Here is a 16,770-nt window from a genome sequence, read left to right as displayed (position 1 = left end):
TGTGCTATACATTCCCGGCTTCATCCCCTTCCGGGCTAGCCTGAATGAGACAGCGTCTGGCCTGTTCCATCACGAGTTGGCTGATGCTCGCCGCTGGCGCCGGCTCCGACTCCCAGTGATGCCAGTACAGATCCACCACAAGGCTATGGGCTGGCGCCAGATTAACAAATTTTCCTGACGAGATCAGCGGTTCAGCTTGCATCGCGGGGACAAGTCCATAGCCTAACGCATTGTGTATCGCATCCAGCAATGCAGTCGAGGACGGAAAATAGTGCTTCGGGTACGCCCCTACCGTTACCCGAAAGAATGACGCCAGAAAGCTGTCGTGCAGGGCATCCTTGCGATTAAACAGGATGGCCGGAATCTTCAGTACATCAGGCAGCACGAGTCCTCTGGCAAGATGTTCCGCGATAAATTCGGGCGTCGCAACACAGTGGTAACGCATTCCCCCGACAAGCTCCGCGGCAAAGCCGACCAATGGCTTGCGCTGTGTGGAAATGCAACCCTTCACGTCACCCCGCGCCAGGGCAGTCAGCGTATGGTCCTGGTCATCGACGATGATCTCGAGCGACACATGTTGCCTTGCAAGCTCCCAGGCAACCGGTTCGAACCATGTCGCCAGGGAGTCCGCATTGACCGCGATGGCAAAGTCCACCGGCGGGAACCGGTCGGGCTTGATGTGCTGGAGTGCATCGTCCTCCAGCAGACGCACTGCCATGATGTAGCGGAGAATCTCCTCCCCAGCCTGCGTCGGAGCAATCATCGGCTCCCGCATCAGCAGCATCGCACCTACGGCTTCTTCCAGCGATTTTATCCGTTGCGAGACGGCGCCTGGCGAAATATTCAAAGCAGCGGCCGCGCGGCGGAAATGCTGCTGCTGAACCACCGTGGCAAACGTCTCAAGTTGTTGACGGTCTAGCAAGAGTTTCTCCCAGGGATGAGCCTATAGTTGCCGATTTGGGAACCCGCGTGCTACAAGACCTGCAACTGCTTCATCGTGTTGCAGCCGCGTCACGATCGATCAAGGAAGTAGTCGACGATCCTGTCCGTTCACGTCCTCGTTGGCCAAAATGTCTATTTTTGGCATTAATGTCGTTTTCTTGTGGAAGGATGTTTTTGCAGGGCTGTCGTTAGACTAACCGTGATTTTTTTCTGGTCAACACTAATCTATCTCACTCCCCGCGAATCACCTTTGCGAAAATAGAGAGAATTCAACTTGAATGCCAGCAGCAAGAAAATCGATACACGAGACACCCTACTCCCGGCGAACGTTTCGACCAGCAGTCCTGGTGCGACCTACTAGCCACCTCGTGAAGACATCGAGGCCTGCCACGTGGATTGCACTGTTTTTCAGCGCGTATATCAGGGCTTTCTCATCCACGACCGGCCCGCGTACCGCATTGATCAGGAATGCCGTGCGCTTCATGCGCACGAACTCGCGCGCACCAATCAGGTAGCGTGTCTGCCCGGTCAAGGCAGTTTGTATGCCGACGAATTGCGCCTGCTCAAGCAGATCATCAAGACTCCATCGTTGCACCAGCAGCGTTTTTTCCGCTTCCGGATCCTCTCGGGTGATGACCCTTCACTTCCTGTTGACCATCGACATCGTTTGATCCACGGTAAAAGCCGTGTCACTCACGCCACCGGGCTGCATCTTCGCGAGTGTGGCATCGAGGGTGTCCTGTGTCACGGCCAGCAGCGGCACCTGAATGTCTTTGGGCATCTTCGCCCCTGCGAGCGCCTGCTGCGCAACCCAGAACGCTGCCGTTACCCCTCCGGGCGGATTGGAAACCGATGTCGTCGTATAGCCGCTCGCCGCCTGTCCTTTCCACCATTTCAGCTCGTCGTAACGATTGCCCAGCACAATGACCGGCATCGTGCGACCCGCGGCCCTGAAGGCCTCTGCGGTGCCAAAGCCGTCGTCGCCCTGCGTTGCCACGCCGTCGATCGTCGGTAATGTCGGCAAGACACCTGCGACCGCCTTCTGCGCAACCGTCTGTGTCCAGTTGCCATTGACACTCGCAACAATCTTCACGCCTGGATACCTTTTAAGACCGTTGATGAGCCCCTGGTGAATCTCCTCGTCAACCGAAACACCAGCAAGCCCACGCACTTCCAGGATGTTCCCTTTCCCACCAAGACGTTTGCCAAGATAATCGGCTTCCTGCTCGCCCCAGCCGCGGAAATCGAAAGACACGCGGTACGCGCACGGCTCTGTTACCGTGCCGTCATACGACACCACGACGACGCCCGCCGCGCACGCCTGCCTGATCACGCCGTTTAACGCGGTTGGCGAAGCGGCATCGATGACGATCGCGTTGTAGCCCTGCAGAATCAGGTTCTGGATCTGCTGCGCCTGCTCCGTCACCTGGTTTTCCGCCGTTGTGAATGACGGGGCCGCAGCCACCTTCCCTCCTACCTGCGCCTGTTTTGCCACAACCGCCCAGTCTTTCAGCATGGCCTGACGCCACGCGTTACCCGCGTAGTTGTTGGACAGCGCGATTTTTCTTGTTGCCGTTGTCGTTTGCAACACCTGTGCACGGACATCCACGCCAAGCACAGCCAGCATGATCGAGACAACTACAACGGGCTTTCTGTTCCGGATATTCAACTTTATCTCCTCAGGTTGTTTTCTGTCGTCGTCCGTGTCACCGCGCTCACCTCCCGGCGCCACGGACACTTACATACAGTGAATACACCGATGAACTCGCCGTAATGAACAGGCAGTTCCGGCGCGGGCCTCCGAACGTCAGGTTTGCAACGGTCTCTGGAATCAGGATCCTGCCGAGCAGCGTGCCGTCCGGCGCATAGCAATGCACCCCGTCTTCGGCGCTGCTCCACACATTGCCATGCTCATCGACACGCAAGCCATCAGGTACGCCGCTCGCCATTTCGGCAAAGACCCTCCCGCCGTGCAGCGCGCCCGTGCGGTCCACGTCGAATACCCGAATGTGCCGCGGTCCATTTGCGTCATGCGACGCACCTGAATCAGCAACATAAAGCCGCGACTCGTCTGGGCTGAACGCAAGGCCATTCGGTTTGACGAAGTCGTCGGCGACCAGCCGCACCTGTGCGTCGTGTGGCGACACGCAATAGACGTTGCAACGACCTATCTCGCTTTCTGCGCGAACACCCTCGTAGTCGCTCAGGATTCCGTAGTCGGGATCGGTGAACCATATGGACCCGCGAGAATCGACGACCACGTCGTTGGGTGAATTCAGGCGTCTGCCCTGGTAAGCCGATGCCAGGACGACCACGCTACCGTCGTGCTCCGTACGGGTGACACGTCGCGTGCCGTGCTCACACGTCACGAGACGCCCTTCCCGATCGCGGGTATTGCCGTTGCTGAAGCAGGAATTCACCCGAAACACCCCGGTCCCGATGCCGGGCACCCACCGCATCATCCGGTTATTGGGAATATCACTCCACACGAGCAGGTCTGCCGCAGGGAAATACACCGGCCCCTCGGCCCACAGGCTGTCTGCGGACAGTTTTTGCAGCGGCGCGTTCGGCTGGATCAGTTTCCGGAAGCGCACGTCGAGAATTTCGTGATCGGTGGATGTCATGTGCTAACAGTCTCCAAGTCTGTACCAGGACATGTCATGGCAAGGGCTTTGTGCCTGCCACGACCGTCACGACAATAATCAGCAAGCCATAGACAATGGAGCGCACGCCCGCGTCCGCACCCACGGCGTTGAGCATCGCGTTCGTGAGGAACAGGAACATCGAGGCACCCCATACGCCCGCAATCGAGGCTCTTCCACCACTCACGAACGTCCCGCCGATCACCACGACCGCAATCGAGATCAGCATGTATTCAACGCCCATATCGAGTGAAGCCCCTCCCGATACCCCCGAGAGAAGGATTGCGGTCAACGCCGAGATAACTGACGAAAGCACGTATGCAACACAACGCGTCCGCTCGACGTTGACCCCCGCAAGCCATGCTGCGCGCGCGTTCTGGCCGACCGCCGACAACTTGCGCCCATAAACAGAACGGTGCACCAGGACAGCCAGCACGATTGACAACGCAAGCGTGGCGAGTGCGATATAAGGAAGATGCAGCACGCTTGCCGTGGCGAACACTTTCAGGCCACCAGGCGGTTCGGCCAGATTGTGTGCCTGCGTAATTGCTACGGACTGGATGAGGAAACTCGACGAAAGCGTGGCGATGATCGGCGGAATACGCAGCAACCAGATCAGTGCGTAATTTGCGAACCCGACCACGACACCGACGCCGAGCGCTGCCACCACACCCGCCACGATAAGGCTATCGTCGCCGTTCATCACGCGCATGCCAACGACACCCGCAAGCGCAATCGTCGATGGCACAGACAGGTCGATGTTGCCGGTCCCGGAGGTGATCACAAGCATCTGCCCGAGACCCACGAGCACCATGAACACACCATAGACAAACGCTGTCTGAATAACGTTGCCGGCCACAGGCAGGCCGAACGCGAAAACCGTGGCAACCAGTACGAGTAACGCGCCGGCGAATGACCAGGCCCATGGTGCCCGGGTGTCCTTCAGGCGGGTCCAAACGCCCGCCGTCGAGACCGAGGATGCATCGTGCCCGCCGTCACTCACACCGTCTGGAGTCCGGGTGGTCATTGTTTGTCTCCACGTCGCTGGAGCAGCACACGCAACGACAGCACGACAATCAGGATCGCGCCCTGCATCCCGACCTGCCAGTCCGGGGAAATGTTCAGGAACGCGAGAAACGATGCCGCAAGCGTGAGCGTAATCGCCCCCAGCACCGCGCCGATCGCCGAGACGCGTCCGCCTGCGAATTCACCTCCGCCGAGAATGACCGCAGCAATGGACAATAACGTGTAGCGCAGCGCGAGGTTCGCGTCGGCCGATGTCGTGAGGCCAAGCAGCGACAGCCCCGAGAGCACGCCGAACAGACCTGCGACGCCGTATAACGTAGCCCGGGCGCGTATCAGTGACCACCCGAAACGACGCATCGCGCGCGGATTGCCGCCGGCGCCGCGCAACCGTACGCCCGTGGACGAACGCATCAGCAGCATATGGCCGGCCACGGCAACGGCGACTGACCACACGATCGGTGCGGCCACCCACGGTGTCTGGTAGTTCATGACTGTACCGAGCCACTGCGGGCTCGTGCCGCCCGGGGACGGCAGCAGCACGATCGCCACCCCGCTCCAGACGAAGGACATTCCCAGTGTGACGACGATCGATGGGATCTGCCGCCATTCGATGAGCGCCCCCACAGCCGCGTAGGCAAGGATACAGCCGGCCAGCGCGAGCGCGCCCGCAGCGGGGCGTGTAACGAGCACCGTCGCGCCAATACACGCGACCAGGCTCACAAACGGGCCGATTGAAAGATCCAGATCGTTGACCGTGATGACCGCCAGTTGCGCAAGCGTGGCAAACACGATCGGCACCGCGAGGTTCAACAGCAGTCCCGAACCGAAGTAACTGAACGTGGCCGGCTGCAGGATCAGGATCGGCACCAGCACGGCAGCTAGTGAAATGGCTGGCAACCATGTGCGCAGCCGGGCTTGGAACAATACGAGCCTCATGCTGCATGCTCCTCAAAACTGGCGCTAAGCAGCGCTTCTTCGCTGTACTCGTCGAGATGGAGCACACGGGTCACATGGCCGGAGTGGAAGACGAAGGTCCGGTCGCAATACTGCAGTTCGTCGTTCTCCGTCGTGTACCAGATGAACGTTCGTCCCCGCGAAGCCTCTTCATGCACCAGCTGGTAGATCTCCTCCTTGGTACCGACATCGACGCCGCGCGTCGGGTCATCCATGAGGATCAGGTCCGCATCGGAAGCGAGCGCACGGGCAAACAGCACCTTCTGCTGATTGCCGCCCGACAGCGACAGGATTCCCGAACTCATCGACGCACCGCGGATGCCGACTCTCGTGCGCCACAGGTCGACGAGCGAGCGCGCTCTCGCGAAGTCCACGAGCCATGCGACCACCGCCGATCTGCGCGAAGGCCTGTTCATCCCACCGAGCAGCCAGCGCAGATCCAGGTTCTGGGCAATCGACCAGAGTGGAAATACGCCATCCCGGCCGCGGTCACCAGCCACGAAGGCCACGCGAGCGCGGCCAGAACCCCGACGCGTCGAGTCCGCATAAATGGCAAGCAGTGCGTCGGTCTGGCCGTGCCCCGCAAGACCCGCGAAACCCACGACCTCTCCCCGTGACGCGTCGATTCTCGACGGTTGCCCGGTACCGACTGTCCACATATAACCGGTTTGCGTTGCGCGGTCCTTCCGCGTCCGGGCCTCGACGGGATCATTCCGGACTTCCCGCTGCTGACCCATCGCCTGAATGATCGCACTGCGCGTCAGATTCCCGTGCACCAGTACATCCACGAGGACGCCGTCGCGCATCACCATCACCCGATCCGACGCACGCTCCATTTCGCCCAGCATGTGTGTGACGAGCAGGCAGGTAATCCCGCTGTGCGCCGCCTTGCGAATGAACGCCAGCAACTGGCCAGCAGTACGCGCATCGAGGCTGGAAGTTGGCTCATCGAGAATCACGAGGCGCACCGGCACATCGGTGACGGTAAACGCGCGCGCAATCTCGACCATCTGCCGCTGCGTGAGCGTGAGGTCAGACACCAGCTCATCGCCGCTCAGTCCATTGCCAGGGAAGATCTCCCCGAGCATCTCGCGCATCAGCGCAGCGGCGCGCCGGCGCCAGCCTCGCCCGCCGAGCCGGGGATGAACAACGCACATGTTCTCCGCAATGCCAAGGTTCGCACACAGCGAAAGTTCCTGGAACACGCAGCGCACGCCCGCGAGGCGCGCCGCGTTCGCGTCGTAGCGCGAAAGCGGCTTGCCATCAATGACGATGCGGCCTTCGCTTGGCTCGTACACTCCTGCGAGCACCGACATGAGTGTCGACTTGCCCGCCCCGTTGTGCCCCGCGATGCCGACACATTCCCCGCGCATGAACGCAAAACTGATCTGCGACAGCGCCTTGACCTTGCCGAATGTTTTGCCGATACCGACGAACTCGAGCAATGGCTGCGAGTCTGCCAGCCCGGACAAAGCAGATGGTTCCATAGATGTCACGTCTCCTCCATCGGACGCATTGCAATGCGTTCCGCAATGTTGCCCACGTCTTCGTGGTCAGTAGTCCCTGCCGGCCACATTGGGCTATCGGGCCCAGCGCAATACGAGCGGATCGAGCCGCCGCGCGATATCGATCAGTTCGTGACGGGTGTCCGGGTGAATGGGTGGTAACGGATGCCGCGGACTTTCGTTGTCAATCACCCCGCCCTCTTTCATCAATGCCTTGGCGGCCAGCAGGCCAGCCTGCCGGTTCTCGTGATTGATGAGCGGCAACCACCGCTGATAGCGTTCAAAAGCCAGATCGTGGTTTCCCTCGCGATGCGCTTCGATGATCGGGCGAATACCGTCAGGGTACGCACCGCCCGTCATCGCACCGGTCGCGCCAGCCGCGAGGTCAGCCAGCAACGTAATCGCTTCTTCCCCGTCCCATGGCCCCTCCACCGCATGCCCCCCGAGGCGGATCAGTTCACGCAGTTTCGGGGCCGCGCCAGCAGTCTCGATCTTGAAGTACGCCACCTGCTCGATTTCTCGCGCCATTCGTGCGAGAAACACGGCGGAAAGCACCGTGCCGCTTGCCGGCGCATCCTGGATCATCACCGGGATGCGCAGGGCATCCGACAGCCTGGCGTAGAACTCGTAAATCTGTGTTTCTGGCACGCGAAACGTGGCGCCGTGATACGGCGGCATCACCATCACCATCGCTGCGCCCAACTCCTGCGCGCGCAGGCTTCGTTCGATGCAGACCCGGCTGCTGTAATGCGTCGTCGTGACAATGACCGGAACGCGCCCAGCCACATGCTCGAGGATCGTGCGCGTCAGCAGTTCTCGCTCGTCGTCGGCAAGCACGAACTGCTCGGAGAAATTGGCGAGGACGCAAAGCCCATCAGAACCGGCGTCGATCATGAAATCGACGGCGCGTCTCTGGCTCGCGAGGTCCAGTTCACCCGCTTCGGTGAACGTCGTGGGTACCACGGGGAATATTCCGCTGTAACGCGGCAAACGTAACGAGGTCATGATGAAAAGGATGCAGAAAGTTACTGGAATGGTGGAATAGTTCCGGCTGGGGCCGCTTCGGGCACACCGTTGGGCGAAGGAACGCGCAACGCCGCGCGCACCACGAAGGTCATGAGAACAGCAAACACAAGCGTCCCGGCGAGGAAATAAAGGCCAGCTGAAAGACGTCCGGTCGCCTCCTTGACCAGCCCGATTCCATAGGGGCCGAGATAGCCGCCGAGATTGGCCAGCGAGTTGATTGTCGCGATGCCCACCGCAGCGCGTGCGCCCGTCAGGAACTGGCCGGGAAGTGTCCAGACGACTGCCTGTATTGAATAGATGCAAAGCGCAGCGATGCAGATGAAGAGGAACTGCAGCCCGGGCAGGCGGAACCAGGCGCTGGCTGCCATTGCGACCGCGGCCAGTGCGGACACCACAACGATGTGTCCGTACCGTTCGCCGGTCCTGTCGGAATGTCGCGGCACAACCCAGAGCCCCACGACGGCAAACAGGTAAGGCACCGCCGAAAGCAGACCCGTCGTGCTGTCAGACGTACCGAACTGGCTGATGATCGTGGGCAGCCACAGCGAAAGCCCGTAAATGCTGAGCGGAAAGGGAAGAAACAACAGGGCAAGCAATAGCACACGCCTGTCCACCAGCGCGCCAAGCGGGTTGCCGTGCGCCTGGAGCGCGTGGGCAGAAGCGTCTTCGGCCAGTTCGCGCTCCAGCCACATCCGGTCCTCCCCAACCAGCCATCGCGCGTGTGCCGGCGAGTCCGGCAGCCATCGAAGGGTCGGCCAGCACAGCAGCACGGCCGGCAGACCACTCAACACGAACAGCGCCTGCCAGTTCGAAAGTCCCAGGAACCCGTGCGTCGACAGCAGCCAGCCCGCCAGGGGGCCGGTGATGATCAGCGCGACGGGCTGGGCCAGCACGAGCAGGCCGATGATGCGCGCGCGATGCCGCAGCGGAAACCATTGGGTGAGGTAATACAGGATGCCGGGATACAGACCGGCCTCGGCCGCTCCCAGCAGAAAGCGCAGCACATAGAACGTGCGGGCGCTGTCGATAAGCGCCATCGCCATGGTGATAACGCCCCATGTCACCAGGATGCGGGCAAACCAGCGCCTCGCCCCGAAACGTTCGAGTGCGAGATTGCTCGGAATCTCGCACAGGAAATAGCCAACAAAGAACAGGCCGGCACCTAACCCATAGGCGGCGTCACCGATACCGACCGCGGCGTTCATGTGAAGCTTGGCGAAGCCGACGACTCCCCGGTCAATATAGGCGGCAATGTAGATCACCACGAGCAGTGGCAGCAGCCTGCGGATCAGCAAACCGATAACCCGCTGCTCATGCAGTGCCGCCCCTGCCTGCGGAGGACTGCTCTTCGCCTTCGTCTGCGCCATCTCAATACCGCCCATCCCTGTCTCCTTGATGTTTTTATGCCTGGATGCTGCATGCCGGTGCGTAACGCCGCCCGGTTCAGTCCGGCGGGTTTTCGACTTTGCCCGCGACACGTCTGCGTAATCCGAGCGGATTGGTGGACCCGAGTGCGGCGGGCAGCAACGCATCGGGCAGGTTCTGGTAGCAGACCGGCCGCAAGAAACGTTCAATGGCCGCCGTTCCCACGGACGTGCTGCGTCCATCGGAGCTCGCGGGAAACGGACCGCCGTGAACCATTGCGTCACAGACTTCGACACCTGTCGGAAAGCCGTTCGCGAGAATGCGGCCGGCCTTGCGCTCGAGCACCGGAAGCAGCAACCGTGCGACGTCAAGGTCGTCGTCATCCATGTGGAGTGTGACCGTCAACTGCCCTTCCAGCCTTTTCAACACCTCGTGTACCTGGCCTGTCCCGCTGCATTCAACCAGTATGCTGACTGGCCCGAACACCTCGTCGGCCAGTGCGGCATCGGCCAGCAACGCATCGGCGTGAACGCGGAAAAGTACCGCTTGTGCTCGGCCCTCACCTGCCTTGCCGCGCGCGACAACGTCAACAGCCGGGTGTGCTGCCAGCCGTCCCACACCCGCCGTATAGGCTCGTTCGATGCCTGCATTCAGCATCACACCGGCCGCAACCGGTGTCAGCGCTTCGGCAGCGGTTCGCACGAACCCGTCAAAATCGGCTCCCCCTACCCCAAGCACCAGACCGGGATTGGTACAGAACTGTCCACATCCGAGCGTGACCGATGCCACGAAATCGCGCGCCAGGGCCGGCCCTCTTGCGGACAGTGCAGCGGGCAACAGCAGGTTCGGATTCACACTGCTCATTTCCGCATAGACCGGGATCGGCTCGGGTCTCCTGGCGGCGAGCGTCACCAGCGCCAATCCGCCGCGACGCGAGCCGGTGAAACCCACGGCCTTGATCGCAGGATGGGCAACCAGTGCCGCGCCGACCTCATGCCCCGAGTCGAACAGTAGCGAGAACACGCCCGGCGGCGACCCGGCCGCGCGCACCGCGTCCCGAATCGCCCGCCCCACCAGCTCGGATGTGCCGGGATGGGCCGGGTGAGCCTTCACGACGACCGGACAGCCGGCCGCGAGCGCGGACGCGGTATCGCCACCGGCGACCGAAAACGCGAGCGGGAAATTGCTCGCGCCGAACACTGCGACAGGACCCAGCCCGATCCGCCAGAACCGCAGCTCGGTACGGGGAGGCTGCCGGTCGGGCAACGCAGGCTCCACGCGCACGTCCAGCGCATCGCCGGAGCGCACCAGCGCCGCAAACATGCGTAGCTGCGCACAGGTACGCGCACGCTCGCCTTCGAGCCTCGCCTGCGGCAATCCGGTCTCGTCCGCGGCACGCAGAATCAATGCACTACCCAGGCGTTCAATACGAAGGGCGATGTCTTCCAGAAAACTGGCGCGCGCCTCGCAAGGCTGTGTCCGGTAGACATCGAAAGCCTCCACCGCCAGCTGGCAGGCTTCGTTGACATCGGTATCCTGGGCACTGCCGAACACCGGTGTCTCAATGGCGTCGCCGTGGGTTGCATGGATCGCACGGAACGCGGGGCCCGCACCGCTGCGCTCCATATCACCGATGAGTAATGCTCCTGTCAATGTCATACCAGTAACCTCAGTGGGAGTGGCGCGGTACCGCTGCACCGCGCTTGCCGACGAGAAAGTCCAGGTCGCACCCTTCATCCGCCTGCAATACGTGCTCGACGTAGAGACGCTGATAGCCGCCGTCACGCCCGCCATCCGGAGGTGCCACGGATTTCATGCGCCTTGCGATCTCGTCCTCATCCACCTCCAGGTGCAGTAGCCCGCGCTCGCAGTCGAGCTCAATCCAGTCGCCATCCCGTACGATTGCGAGTGGCCCGCCTGCCGCGGCCTCGGGCGCGACGTGCAGCACCACCGTTCCATAAGCGGTACCACTCATGCGGGCATCGGAGATGCGCACCATGTCCTTGACCCCACGGCGCAGCAGCTTCGGCGGCAAGCCCATGTTGCCCACCTCGGCCATACCCGGATACCCTCTCGGCCCACAGTTCTTCATCACCAGCACCGAGTTCTCGTCGACTTCGAGCGTTTCGTCGACGATCCGCTCCTTGTAGTGCTCCAGATTCTCGAACACCACCGCCCGCCCGCGATGCCTGAGCAGGGCCGGCGTGGCCGCCGACGGTTTCAGCACAGCGCCACGCGGCGCGAGGTTGCCGCGCAGCACGCGGATACCGCCATCGGGAATCAACGGCTGCCCGATTGGACGGATCACTTCCTCGTTGAAATTCGGCGCCTCGCGGACGTTCTCCCAAAGCGTCTTTCCGTTCACCGTCAGCGCATCCGGATGCGGCAGCAACTGCGCCTCGCCGAGCCGGCGCAATACTGCCGGCAGGCCACCCGCGTAATAGAACTCCTCCATCAGAAACCGCCCCGACGGCATCAGGTCAACAATGGTCGGGACAGCGTGCCCAAGGACCGTCCAGTCATCCAGTTCCAGCGGGACACCGATCCGGCCCGCGATCGCCTTCAGGTGGATGACCGCGTTGGTCGAGCCACCAATCGCGGCGTTCGTGCGGATCGCATTCTCGAAGGCTGCACGCGTGAGCACCTTCGACAGCACAAGGCCTTCCTTCGCCATCTCGACAATGCGCGTGCCAGACAGGTGGGCAAGCACATAGCGTCGGGCATCCACGGCGGGAATTGCCGCGTTGTGCGGCAGTGCCACCCCAAGCGCCTCGGCCATGCAGGCCATCGTGGACGCCGTTCCCATGGTGTTGCAGGTCCCGGCTGAGCGGGACATCCCTGCTTCAGCCGACAGGAAATGATGGAGATCGATTTCTCCGGCCTTGAGCGATTCGTGAAGCTGCCAGACCGCCGTGCCCGAACCGATGTCCTTGCCGTCAAGCTTGCCGTTGAGCATTGGGCCGCCGCTGACGACGATCGCCGGCACGTCGCAACTGGCCGCCCCCATCAACAGTGCCGGCGTGGTCTTGTCGCAACCAGCAAGCAGAACCACCGCATCGATCGGATTGCCGCGAATCGCTTCCTCAACGTCCATCGACGCAAGGTTGCGCGTCAGCATGGCGGTCGGACGCAGGTTCGACTCCCCGTTGGAAAACACCGGGAATTCAACCGGGAATCCCCCGGCCTCGTAGACACCACGCTTGACGTGCTCGGCGATCTTCCGGAAGTGGGCATTGCAGGGCGTCAGCTCGGACCACGTGTTGCAGATGCCGATGACGGGCCGCCCATCGAATTCGTGATCGGGAATGCCCTGATTCTTCATCCAGCTTCGATACATGAAGCCGTTCTTGTCCGCCGTGCCAAACCATTGGGTGGAGCGCAGCTTGGGTTTCGATTCCGACATGTTCTCTTCTGATTCTGAAATGGCGCACCGGAGATCGGCTCAGGCCGGTGTCCGCCAATGGATTCGCAGCGTAAATGACAGCGTGACTGGCGCCAGATGCCGCCCGGCATTCGGGGGCCCGGTCAAAGGCCAGACCCCGCCTTTGACCGTTGACACCGACGCAGTGTACGAATCAATTCGATATCATTCCAATGAAAATCCATCCAAAATCGATATCGATTTCAATATTCGTATAAACCCCATGCCATCTCCAACGCCCTGGTACATCCGTGCAAGACTGAAGCCCCGTCAACTACTGCTCCTGAGTCAGATCGCCGATACGGGCAACATTCATCGCGCGGCGGAAATGCTGAACATGACCCAGCCTGGCGCAACCAAACTGCTGCGTGAGCTCGAGGAAATGCTGGGCGTCTCGTTATTTGAGCGATTGCCTCGAAGCATGCGACCGACCGTGTATGGAGAGGTAATGATCCGCCACGCCCGCGCCGTGCTGGGGAGTCTCGATCTGGCACAGGACGAAATCCTCGCAGTAAGGACTGGCGATCTCGGGCATGTCGCGGTTGGCGCGATTACAGCGCCTGCGACCCGGCTACTGCCTCTGGCCGTTGCACAGATCAAGCGTGAACATCCTGGCCTGCGGATTGCGCTGGAAATGGAAAACAGCAATGTCATGCTGGAGCGGCTCGCCCAGGACCGCCTCGACCTGGTCGTGGGCCGGCTGTCTGCCGAGCACGACAAACAGCACTTGAACTACGAGCCGCTCGCAAGCGAGCCGGTTTGCGCAGTTGTGCGACCGGGACACCCTCTCGCAACCGGCAGCGGGCTCACGCTACGCGAGGTCCGGCACGCCGGGTGGATCGTCCCGCCCGCGGGCAGCGTGCTACGACACCGCTTCGAACTGATGTTTCAGCGCGAGAGTTTCGCACCGCCAACAAACCTCATCGAAACCGGTGCGTTACTGGTTCTTACCCGCGTGCTGGCGGAAACGGACATGCTGGCCGTACTGGCAGCCGACGTCGCACAGTACTATGCGAATCACGGCATGGTCCGGGTCCTGCCGCTTCCACTGCCATGCCATATGGATGACTTCGGCATCATCACGCGCACGGACCGCCCGCTTTCGCCAGCAGCGCACCTGATGGCTCAGGCCCTGCGTGCGACAGCCCGCGCCACCTATCACACAGAACAGGCAGGTTCGCCGCTCGCATAGATGTGCTTCAAGCTTGTCGACGCATCGGTGGCAAGACGCAGGACTGTGCAATACATCTGCCGACCGCAGTTCATCGAGACATGACTGCCCGTCATGAGCCCGGCTACGTCGCTTGCGATAAACGCGATCAAGGTCGCAGCCTCTTCGTGAGCACACAGCCCCGGGATCTGCAACTCAAGCACAGCCTTCGTGCACAGCGCCAGACGTTTTGGTACCTGGATAGCCCGAAGATCACTTGATCGCCCTGCACCAGGCGTTATCCAGCGCGACGCCAGCGTTGTCAACAGGAATATCCGCGATCAAACGGTTCCGCCTGCTCCGCCACCAGTTGGACATACCTGTACGTCCACGTTCAGGTTACCTATAATGGAATCCTTGCCGAGACGACACATGAGGGGTGCCGTGAAACCCGAAGCTTCGCCACTGACTGTTCAACAGGCGGCCCGACGTCTGGGTGTCACGGCACGCACGCTCAAGTATTACGAAGAACAGGGACTTGTCGTGCCCGGGCGCAGCAAGGGCCGTTACCGGCTCTATGACGAAACGGACATGGAGCGCTTTGCACGCATTCTTCGTCTGCGCTCGCTCGGATTTTCCATCCGAACGGTCATGGAGATGCTCAAACGGCCCCTTGACCATGTTCCCGAAAAAGGCAAAGCACGCTATTCGGAATCGTCCCTGAGAGAGATACATGGCGAGTTGTCGAGCCAGTTGAAACTTCTCGACGAACGGGTCGCGGCCGTGAAACGCGAACTCGCGGAAGTGCGCAAGATGCGTGAGGAGCTGCGCTTCGATCTGGAATACGTGGAAGGTCGGCTCGCCGGCGCAGATGTGGAAGAGCTGCTTTCTGCCCGTCGCCAGTCGCGCACCCGTCGGGCCACCAAAAACCCGGGCATACCGGCTGACAACGGGAAACCTCCTGCGTCAAAACCATGAGTGTCTATCGGTATCAGGCAATCGCCAAATATCAGGTCTACGAGGGTCGCCCTGATGCTGACGCATGTGCCGGGCAAAAAGTCGGCACCGGGCCGGAGCAGCACCACCCGGTCGCACACCTCATCGGTTGCCCGCCTTCTGCCCGTTCAGGCGCGCAACTCCGCACTTCACCGCAGGTCTGGTCTCAGTCATGACATCCCCAAGCCCTTCGCCCGGCATGTCTGGCCGAACCCGCGCATTCGTGACCATTGCCGTCATGCTCGCGACCATCATGCAGGTGCTGGACAGCACGATCGCCAATGTCGCGCTACCTCACATGCAGGGCAGTCTTTCGGCCACGCAGGATCAGATCACCTGGGTGTTGACGTCCTACATCGTCGCCGCAGCGATCGGCACGCCGCTTACCGGATGGATCGCTTCGCGGTTCGGCCGCAAGCGACTTTTTCTGTGGTCAGTCGCCGGATTTACGGCGGCGTCCATTGCGTGCGGGATGTCGGCCACGCTCACGCAGATGGTGGCCGCGCGCCTGCTGCAGGGCCTCTTCGGTGCGTCGCTGGTGCCGCTTTCCCAGGCGGTCATGCTGGACATCAATCCGCCGCACAAACATGGACAGGCCATGGCCGTCTGGGGCGCAGGTGTCACGGTGGGCCCGATCCTCGGACCCACTCTCGGCGGTTGGCTGACCGACAGCTACAACTGGCGGTGGGTTTTTTACGTCAATGTCCCGATCGGTGTGATCGCCTTTTTCGGGATACTGCTTTTCATGAGCGAAACGAAAGTCAGCGCGCGAAAACTCGATCTCTTCGGGTTCGCCACGCTGAGCATCGCCATCGGCGCGCTCCAGCTATTTCTCGACCGCGGCGAGGTGCAGGACTGGTTCGATTCGATCGAAATCTGGATCGAATCGCTGACCGCGCTGATCGCCTTCGCGTTCTTTCTCGTTCATACGCTAACGGTCGAGACCACGTCGTTTTTCAATCGTGAACTCGCGAAGGATCGCAATTTCGTGGTCGGATGTGGTTTCTATTTCGTCATGGGTGCGGTCCTGTACGCAACGCGTGCGCTCCTTCCGCCTCTCCTGCAGAACCTGATGCAATACTCGGTCGTCACCACGGGCCTCGCCACGGCACCCAGCGGTGCCGGGACGATGATCACCATGATGCTGGCAGGTCGCCTCGTGGGCCCGGTCAAACCGCGGACCCTGATTGCGGCCGGGTTCGGTATCGCTGCCCTTTCCCTGTGGCAGATGTCGGGCTACAACCTCTACATGTCTGAAAGCACGGTTATCTGGTCCGGCTTTCTTCAGGGTCTCGGGCTCGGACTCATCTCCGTATCGCTCACCACCGCGACATTTTCCACGCTTACGCCCAATCTGCGCGGAGATGGTACGTCCATCTACAGTCTAAGCCGCAATATCGGCAGCAGTATCGGCATTTCGTTTGTCCAGACTGAACTCACGCGCAACACGCAGATCGCGCATTCGTCCCTGGTCGAGCACATCAGTCGCTTCAATCCACTTGCCCAGCCGGACGTGTTGCCTGCCATCTGGGACATGAACAGCAGTTCCGGACTTGCAGCGCTGAATGCGGAGGTCACCCGACAGGCATCCATGATCGCCTATGTCGACAACTTCAAGCTCCTGTTCGTGCTCGCCCTTGCGGTCATGCCGTTTCTCCTGCTGCTGAATACGCCGCAACGTCGGGCCGGTATCACCGCACCGCCTGAACATTGAAATTACAGTTCGCCAGATTGCCGGATGCC

Annotated in this window: 13 protein-coding genes and 1 pseudogene; 3 read left to right on the top strand and 11 right to left on the bottom strand. The window is 61.3% G+C overall.

What is annotated here, in order from left to right:
- Positions 1 to 4: 4 nt before the first annotated feature.
- From NE850_RS18950 to NE850_RS18900, 11 genes and pseudogenes are all read right to left on the bottom strand, one after another.
- Positions 5 to 922, bottom strand: coding sequence for an HTH-type transcriptional regulator ArgP (locus tag NE850_RS18950; RefSeq protein ID WP_310699203.1), 918 nt, complete (start codon positions 920 to 922; stop codon positions 5 to 7).
- 447 nt (positions 923 to 1,369) lie between these two features.
- Positions 1,370 to 1,537, bottom strand: a pseudogene (locus tag NE850_RS39510) (NAD(P)-dependent oxidoreductase); the annotation flags it as partial.
- 45 nt (positions 1,538 to 1,582) lie between these two features.
- Complete coding sequence (locus NE850_RS18940) at positions 1,583 to 2,569, bottom strand: ABC transporter substrate-binding protein (protein ID WP_310699272.1); 987 nt, start codon at positions 2,567 to 2,569, stop codon at positions 1,583 to 1,585.
- A gap of 88 nt (positions 2,570 to 2,657) precedes the next feature.
- Positions 2,658 to 3,566 (bottom strand): SMP-30/gluconolactonase/LRE family protein, encoded by a 909-nt coding sequence (locus NE850_RS18935; RefSeq protein WP_310699202.1) that lies wholly within the window; start codon positions 3,564 to 3,566, stop codon positions 2,658 to 2,660.
- A 34-nt stretch (positions 3,567 to 3,600) separates the two neighbouring features.
- Entirely contained in the window at positions 3,601 to 4,611 is a 1,011-nt protein-coding gene (locus tag NE850_RS18930) for an ABC transporter permease (RefSeq protein ID WP_310699201.1), read from the bottom strand.
- Positions 4,608 to 5,546 (bottom strand): ABC transporter permease, encoded by a 939-nt coding sequence (locus NE850_RS18925; protein WP_310699200.1) that lies wholly within the window; start codon positions 5,544 to 5,546, stop codon positions 4,608 to 4,610. The genes NE850_RS18930 and NE850_RS18925 overlap by 4 nt, the downstream gene beginning before the upstream one ends.
- On the bottom strand, positions 5,543 to 7,051 hold the full coding sequence (locus NE850_RS18920; protein ID WP_310699199.1) for a sugar ABC transporter ATP-binding protein: 1,509 nt from the start codon (positions 7,049 to 7,051) through the stop codon (positions 5,543 to 5,545). The genes NE850_RS18925 and NE850_RS18920 overlap by 4 nt, the downstream gene beginning before the upstream one ends.
- A 93-nt stretch (positions 7,052 to 7,144) precedes the next feature.
- A complete protein-coding gene (locus NE850_RS18915; protein WP_310699198.1) occupies positions 7,145 to 8,074 on the bottom strand; it encodes a dihydrodipicolinate synthase family protein in 930 nt (309 codons plus the stop codon).
- A gap of 20 nt (positions 8,075 to 8,094) precedes the next feature.
- The gene (locus tag NE850_RS18910; protein ID WP_405044864.1) at positions 8,095 to 9,462 is read right to left on the bottom strand and encodes an MFS transporter; all 1,368 of its coding nucleotides are present in this window, start codon (positions 9,460 to 9,462) and stop codon (positions 8,095 to 8,097) included.
- Between the two features lie 76 nt (positions 9,463 to 9,538).
- On the bottom strand, positions 9,539 to 11,119 hold the full coding sequence (locus NE850_RS18905) for an aldehyde dehydrogenase (NADP(+)) (RefSeq protein WP_310699271.1): 1,581 nt from the start codon (positions 11,117 to 11,119) through the stop codon (positions 9,539 to 9,541).
- Positions 11,120 to 11,129: 10 nt separating this feature from the next.
- Positions 11,130 to 12,863, bottom strand: coding sequence for an IlvD/Edd family dehydratase (locus tag NE850_RS18900; protein WP_310699196.1), 1,734 nt, complete (start codon positions 12,861 to 12,863; stop codon positions 11,130 to 11,132).
- A 241-nt stretch (positions 12,864 to 13,104) separates the two neighbouring features.
- Here NE850_RS18900 and NE850_RS18895 point away from each other — a divergent pair, with 241 nt between their 5' ends.
- The 3 genes from NE850_RS18895 to NE850_RS18880 all read left to right on the top strand — a co-directional run bounded on the left by NE850_RS18895 (position 13,105) and on the right by NE850_RS18880 (position 16,741).
- Positions 13,105 to 14,073 (top strand): LysR family transcriptional regulator, encoded by a 969-nt coding sequence (locus NE850_RS18895; RefSeq protein WP_310699270.1) that lies wholly within the window; start codon positions 13,105 to 13,107, stop codon positions 14,071 to 14,073.
- 390 nt (positions 14,074 to 14,463) lie between these two features.
- The gene (locus NE850_RS18885; protein ID WP_310699195.1) at positions 14,464 to 15,009 is read left to right on the top strand and encodes a MerR family transcriptional regulator; all 546 of its coding nucleotides are present in this window, start codon (positions 14,464 to 14,466) and stop codon (positions 15,007 to 15,009) included.
- 190 nt (positions 15,010 to 15,199) lie between these two features.
- On the top strand, positions 15,200 to 16,741 hold the full coding sequence (locus NE850_RS18880; protein WP_310699194.1) for a DHA2 family efflux MFS transporter permease subunit: 1,542 nt from the start codon (positions 15,200 to 15,202) through the stop codon (positions 16,739 to 16,741).
- The last annotated feature ends 29 nt before the right edge of the window (positions 16,742 to 16,770 follow it).

The organism is Paraburkholderia sp. USG1 (genome assembly GCF_031570135.1).
Lineage (GTDB): Bacteria > Pseudomonadota > Gammaproteobacteria > Burkholderiales > Burkholderiaceae > Paraburkholderia > Paraburkholderia dioscoreae.
Note: the sequence above shows the minus strand (reverse complement) of the source record. Positions and strands in the feature narration are given on the sequence as shown.

Coding starts and splice junctions, on each gene's coding strand:
- NE850_RS18940 (WP_310699272.1), bottom strand. CDS start 2,569: ATGCTGGCTGTGCTTGGCGTGGATGTCCGTGCACAGGTGTTGCAAACG.
- NE850_RS18935 (WP_310699202.1), bottom strand. CDS start 3,566: ATGACATCCACCGATCACGAAATTCTCGACGTGCGCTTCCGGAAACTG.
- NE850_RS18930 (WP_310699201.1), bottom strand. CDS start 4,611: ATGACCACCCGGACTCCAGACGGTGTGAGTGACGGCGGGCACGATGCA.
- NE850_RS18925 (WP_310699200.1), bottom strand. CDS start 5,546: ATGAGGCTCGTATTGTTCCAAGCCCGGCTGCGCACATGGTTGCCAGCC.
- NE850_RS18920 (WP_310699199.1), bottom strand. CDS start 7,051: ATGGAACCATCTGCTTTGTCCGGGCTGGCAGACTCGCAGCCATTGCTC.
- NE850_RS18915 (WP_310699198.1), bottom strand. CDS start 8,074: ATGACCTCGTTACGTTTGCCGCGTTACAGCGGAATATTCCCCGTGGTA.
- NE850_RS18910 (WP_405044864.1), bottom strand. CDS start 9,462: ATGGCGCAGACGAAGGCGAAGAGCAGTCCTCCGCAGGCAGGGGCGGCA.
- NE850_RS18905 (WP_310699271.1), bottom strand. CDS start 11,119: ATGACATTGACAGGAGCATTACTCATCGGTGATATGGAGCGCAGCGGT.
- NE850_RS18900 (WP_310699196.1), bottom strand. CDS start 12,863: ATGTCGGAATCGAAACCCAAGCTGCGCTCCACCCAATGGTTTGGCACG.
- NE850_RS18895 (WP_310699270.1), top strand. CDS start 13,105: ATGCCATCTCCAACGCCCTGGTACATCCGTGCAAGACTGAAGCCCCGT.
- NE850_RS18885 (WP_310699195.1), top strand. CDS start 14,464: ATGAGGGGTGCCGTGAAACCCGAAGCTTCGCCACTGACTGTTCAACAG.
- NE850_RS18880 (WP_310699194.1), top strand. CDS start 15,200: ATGACATCCCCAAGCCCTTCGCCCGGCATGTCTGGCCGAACCCGCGCA.